The organism is Streptomyces sp. NPDC057271 (genome assembly GCF_042668715.1).
Classification (GTDB): domain Bacteria; phylum Actinomycetota; class Actinomycetes; order Streptomycetales; family Streptomycetaceae; genus Streptomyces.
In genome coordinates, this window is the sequence record NZ_JBHUYJ010000164.1 from 1 (window position 1) to 3,905 (window position 3,905).

Consider the following 3,905-nt stretch of genomic DNA (forward strand, 5'->3'; position numbering starts at 1 on the left):
CCCGGAAGTGTTTCCGGGCGGGGGCGCCGCCGTATTGTCTTGAGTGTCAACGCGTCCCTTAAGGAGCGGCTTCATGAGCGTGCCCGTCGTCCACTCGCTGCGCGAACAGATCCGCGAGCACATCGTGGAGGGCATCGTCAGCGGCCGCTGGAAGCCGGGCGAGCGGATCGTGGAGCGCCGGATCGCGACCGAGCTGGAGGTCAGCCAGACGCCGGTCCGCGAGGCGCTGCGCGAGCTGGAGTCACTGCGGCTGATCGAGTCCTCCCCCAACAAGGGCGTACGGGTGCGGAACCTGACCGCGGCCGACCTGGAGGAGAGCTACCCGGTCCGGGCCGGTCTGGAGCAGATCGCGGCGGAGCTCGCGGCGACCCGGCTCGCGGCCGACTGCTCGGCCCTGGAGCCGCATGTGGCGGCGCTGTACGAGGCGGACCGGGCGGCCGACGGAACGGCCCAGGTGCGGCACACGGTGGGCTTCCACCGCGAGCTGGTCAAGGCGGCCGGGAACGGCGTGCTGCTGCACACCTGGGAGGGCCTGGGTATCGAGGTCTTCACGGCGCTGTCGATCCGCTGGCTCGGCACGGTCCAGAAGTCGTACGCCGAGGAGCACCAGGAGCTCGTGGAGGCCTTCCGCCGCGGCGACCCGAACATCGGCTCCCTGGTCAAGGCGCACGTCCTCGGCTGCGCGCCGAGGGCCTGACGGCGCGAGGCCCGTCGGCCCGACGCACCGACGCACCGGCGCACGGGCCCGAGTCACCGGCGGGCGCCCGGCACCCGAACCACCTCCGTACGCGATGAGCGGGCCCTCCACGGGCCCGCTCATTCGTGCGAGGGGCCTCTCATCCGGCCTCTCACCTGCGAAAACAAGGCACCCGGTGCCCATTTTCGCGGCACCCTGTGCCGACTTTCTCGATCTGGAGCGGTTTTCCCCGGCTACCCTTTGATCGATCATCGATCGGCGGCTTACAGTCTTCGGCGGGCCGCTACCCGGCCCTTCGCCCTGTCCTGCCAGACAAGGCACCCCTTCTCCACCCCCATCTGTCCGGAAGGCGGCGATCATGACCGATCCCGTAGGCAAGATTCCGAGTGAGCTCGACCAGCTCCCGGACCGTGACACCGAGGAGACCGCCGAGTGGGCGGCCTCCCTGGACGCCGTCACCAAGGCCGCCGGCCCGCACCGGGCCGCCTACCTGATGCGCCGCACGCTGCAGCACGCCGAGGGCGCGGGCCTGGCCCTGCCCAAGCTGCTGGAGACGGACTACGTCAACACCATCCCCACCTCCGCGGAGCCCGTCATCGACGGCGACGAGGAGATGGAGCGCAGGATCACCGCCTGGAACCGCTGGAACGCCGCCGCCATGGTGACGCGCGGTGCCAAGCACGGGGTCGGCGGCCACATCGCCACGTTCGCGTCGGCGGCCTGGCTCTACGAGACCGGCTTCAACCACTTCTTCAAGGGCAAGGAAGCCGACGGTTCCGGTGACCAGCTCTACATCCAGGGCCACGCCTCCCCGGGCATCTACGCCCGCGCGTTCCTCGACGGGCGCCTGAACGAGGCCCACCTCGACAACTTCCGGCAGGAGTCGGGCGGCAACGGCCTCCCCTCCTACCCGCACCCTCGCCGCCTCCCCTGGCTGTGGGAGTTCCCGACCGTCTCCATGGGTCTGGGCCCGCTCTCCGCCATCTACCAGGCGCGCTTCAACCGCTACCTCACCAACCGCGGCATCAAGGACGTCTCCGCGTCCCACGTGTGGGCGTTCCTCGGCGACGGCGAGATGGACGAGCCCGAGTCGACGGCGGCACTCGCCCTCGCCTCCCGTGAGGGTCTGGACAACCTGACCTTCGTCATCAACTGCAACCTGCAGCGCCTCGACGGCCCGGTCCGCGCCAACTTCAAGATCGTGCAGGAGCTCGAGGCCCAGTTCCGCGGCGCCGGCTGGAACGTCGTGAAGTCGCTGTGGGGCAACGCCTGGGACGAGCTGTTCGCGCTCGACACCACCGGCGCCCTCGTCCGCCGCCTCCGCGAGGTCCCGGACGCGCAGGTCCAGACGTACCAGACCCGCGACGCCGCCTACATCCGCGAGGACTTCTTCGGCAAGGACCCGGCGCTCGTCGCGATGGCGCGGCTGCTGAGCGACGACAAGATCCTCGAGTGCTTCCACCTCTCGCGCGGTGGCCACGAGCCGCGCAAGGTGTACGCCGCGTACAAGGCCGCCCTGGAGTTCAAGGGCGCCCCGACGGTGATCCTCGCGCAGACCGTGAAGGGCTTCACCCTGGGCGAGGGCTTCGCGTCGAAGAACGCGAACCACCAGATGAAGAAGCTCTCCACCGACGAGTTCAAGAACATGCGTGACCTCCTCGGTCTGCCGATCTCGGACGCGCAGTTCGTCGACGGCGTGGTGCCGTACGGCCACCCCGGCGCCGACTCCGCCGAGGTCCGCTACCTCCAGGAGCGCCGCGCGGCTCTCGGCGGCCCCGCCCCGGCCCGCCGCTCGCACGCGCTCGCCCCGCTGCCGGCCCCGGCGGAGAAGGCGTTCGCCGCCTTCGACAAGGGCTCCGGCTCGCAGTCGATGGCGACGACGATGGCCTTCGTCCGTCTGGTCAAGGACCTGATCCGCGACAAGGAGACCGGCAGGCGCTGGGTTCCGATCGTCCCGGACGAGGCCCGCACCTTCGGTATGGAGTCGCTGTTCCCGTCGCTCGGCATCTACTCGCCGAAGGGCCAGACGTACGAGCCGGTCGACCGCGACCAGCTGATGTACTACAAGGAGGCCGTCAACGGCCAGATCCTCAACGAGGGGATCACCGAGGCCGGCTCGATGGCCGACTTCATCGCCGCGTCCACCGCGTACTCCACGCACGGTGAGGCGATGATCCCGTTCTACATCTTCTACTCGATGTTCGGCTGGCAGCGCACGGCCGACCAGATGTGGCAGCTCGGCGACCAGCTCGGCCGCGGCTTCCTCGTCGGCGCCACCGCCGGCCGTACGACGCTGACCGGTGAGGGCCTGCAGCACGCCGACGGCCACTCCCCCGTCATCGCGGCGACCAACCCGGCCGCCCTGACGTACGACCCGGCGTTCGCCTACGAGGTCGCGGCGATCGTCAAGGAGGGCCTGCGCCGGATGTACGGCGAGGGCGCCGAGGGCGAGGACCGGGACGTCTTCTACTACCTCACGGTCTACAACGAGCCGATGCCGCAGCCGGCCAAGCCGGCCGGGGTCGACGAGGGCATCGTCAAGGGTCTGTACCGCTTCAACACGGCCGAGTCCGCCGGTCTGGAGCTGCCCTCCCCCGCGCTCTCCGCTTCGCCCGAGCAGGGAGGTGCCCCCCTCGCCCCGCGGATCCAGCTGCTCTCCTCCGGTACGGCCATCCACTGGGCCCTGGAGGCGCAGAAGCTGCTCGCCGCCGAGTGGGGCGTGGGCGCGGACGTGTGGTCCGCGACCTCCTGGACGGAGCTGCGGCGCGACGCGCTGGAGGCCGACGCGGCGCTGCTGCGCGGCGAGGAGCGGGTCCCGTACATCCGCGAGGCGCTGGAGGGTGTGGAGTCCCCGGTGCTCGCCGTCTCGGACTACATGCGTCAGGTCCCGGACCAGATCGCGCAGTGGGTCGAGCAGGACTGGTCCTCGCTCGGCGCGGACGGCTTCGGTCTGTCGGACACGCGTGACGCGGCCCGTCGCCACTTCGGTGTCGACGCGCAGTCGATCGTGGTCGCGGCCCTGGCCCAGCTCGCCCGCCGCGGCGAGGTCCCGGCCTCGGCGGTGAAGGAGGCGCGCGAGCGCTACGGCCTCTGACGCCGGACGGACATACAGGTATACGGGTGCGGGAAAAAAAGGAACCGAGAGGGGAGGAACCACCCCCCCGCCGCCCCACACCCCCACCCCCCACCGGCAACCATCAGACAAAGG

2 protein-coding genes are annotated in these 3,905 nt (G+C 70.5%); both read left to right on the forward strand.

The window, feature by feature from the left end; all coding sequences use genetic code 11:
- Positions 1 to 73 precede the first annotated feature (73 nt).
- Entirely contained in the window at positions 74 to 697 is a 624-nt protein-coding gene (locus tag ACFUJR_RS37305; RefSeq protein WP_352191427.1) for a GntR family transcriptional regulator, read from the forward strand.
- 358 nt (positions 698 to 1,055) lie between these two features.
- A complete protein-coding gene (aceE, locus tag ACFUJR_RS37310) occupies positions 1,056 to 3,791 on the forward strand; it encodes a pyruvate dehydrogenase (acetyl-transferring), homodimeric type (RefSeq protein ID WP_383181263.1) in 2,736 nt (911 codons plus the stop codon).
- Positions 3,792 to 3,905 lie beyond the last annotated feature (114 nt).